Annotated in this window: 2 protein-coding genes; both read right to left on the reverse strand. The window is 75.8% G+C overall.

Annotated features, from left to right (window positions below):
* Nucleotides 1–315: 315 nt before the first annotated feature.
* Nucleotides 316–774 (reverse strand): hypothetical protein, encoded by a 459-nt coding sequence (locus tag Aph01nite_RS40895; RefSeq protein WP_204046475.1) that lies wholly within the window; start codon nucleotides 772–774, stop codon nucleotides 316–318.
* Nucleotides 771–1,148 (reverse strand): hypothetical protein, encoded by a 378-nt coding sequence (locus Aph01nite_RS40900; RefSeq protein ID WP_204046476.1) that lies wholly within the window; start codon nucleotides 1,146–1,148, stop codon nucleotides 771–773. Before Aph01nite_RS40900 ends, Aph01nite_RS40895 begins: the two co-directional genes overlap by 4 nt.
* Nucleotides 1,149–1,306 lie beyond the last annotated feature (158 nt).

Genomic DNA, 1,306 nt, shown 5'->3' on the forward strand with positions numbered 1-1,306 from the left:
ACCGGCCTCGTGCTGTCATCGGCTTACTCCTTACATATGCGTGGCGGCGGCCGCCGCGCAGTGGCGGCCGCGGAGGTGGGGGGCGGGCCGCACCCGGTGCGACCCCTCGCGGGGTGCGGCCCATGGGCCAGCCGCAGAGCGCAGCGACTGGCCGGATCCCGGGCCAGGCCCCACAGACGGGCCCGGGATGTTCAGGGGGATTGAGCGGTCAGCCCCAGGCGTTCTCGCGGGGCGGCATGTCCTGCCATGCCCCCCGCCAGCGGGCGACGAGCCGGGCGAGGCGCCCGGACGGGGCAGGCTGAGCGTGGCGGCCGGTCAGTACGGCGGCCGCCCGACCGGGAAAGGGGGCGTCACCGGCTCGGGGGGTGCCGGCGGCGCGGCCGGGGCCTGGTGCTGGGGAACGTACGGCCGGATCATGGCCACCGGGGCCGTCGCGGGCTCGTCCCCGCCCAGCTCGTCGAAGAGGTTCGTCGCGGGCTCGGCCGGGGGCGGCACCGGAACGTCCGGCGTCGCGGCGGGTCCGTCCATGGCGGTCTGCATGACGGCCTGCGCGGCCTGGCGGTCCTCCTCCTGGGCGCGCAGCAGCAGCGCCCGCGCCTCGCGGGCGGCGGTCTCCAGCGCGTCCAGGTCGGCGATGTCGTCGTACCACGCGACCTGGTTACGGCCGTTCAGCAGGATGCCGACCCGGGGCGGGCGTCCAGGCGGACGCCACGGGTCAGGGTCCAGGCGCGCCAGCCCCAGAGGGCTGGTGGCCTGCTCGATCATTACGCTCATGTCTCCTCCGTGCCGAGCCGTGCGGCGGCTCGGGGATCAGGGGTGATGGGCTCGCCCGGGTGCGGGCGGGGCTGGCCGAGGCGGTCGGCCTCCGGGTGTGCGTCGTCGACCTGGCCGCCCTGGCCTCGGCCGGTCGCGACGGAGCATCGGGCGCGGGCGGCGCGCAGCAGATCGTCGGCGGCCGCGGCCGCGTGGTCGGGGATGGTGCCCCTGACTCCGGGCATGCCGCCGGATCCCTTGAGGTCCTGGGCGATGATCCGGCGCATGGCCGCCCGCAGCAGGATGAAGTGGTCCGGGTCGCTGGCCTGCACGGCCATCAGGGCCAGCTCGTCCAGCGCGGCGGCGTAGCGGTCCGGCGGCGCGCTGATTCTCATTCCTGACCGCCCGTCCGGTGCTCAAGCGCCCAGGTCAGGGCCGCCTTGCGGCTGGCCAGCTTGTCGTTGGTCTCGCGCGGGCTGGCCCACGCCACCGAGCGGCTGTCGTCGAAATCGACGGCGGCGAACCAGCGGCCTTTGAGCTGGCGTCCCTTGGC

Source organism: Acrocarpospora phusangensis (assembly GCF_016862995.1).
Lineage (GTDB): Bacteria > Actinomycetota > Actinomycetes > Streptosporangiales > Streptosporangiaceae > Acrocarpospora > Acrocarpospora phusangensis.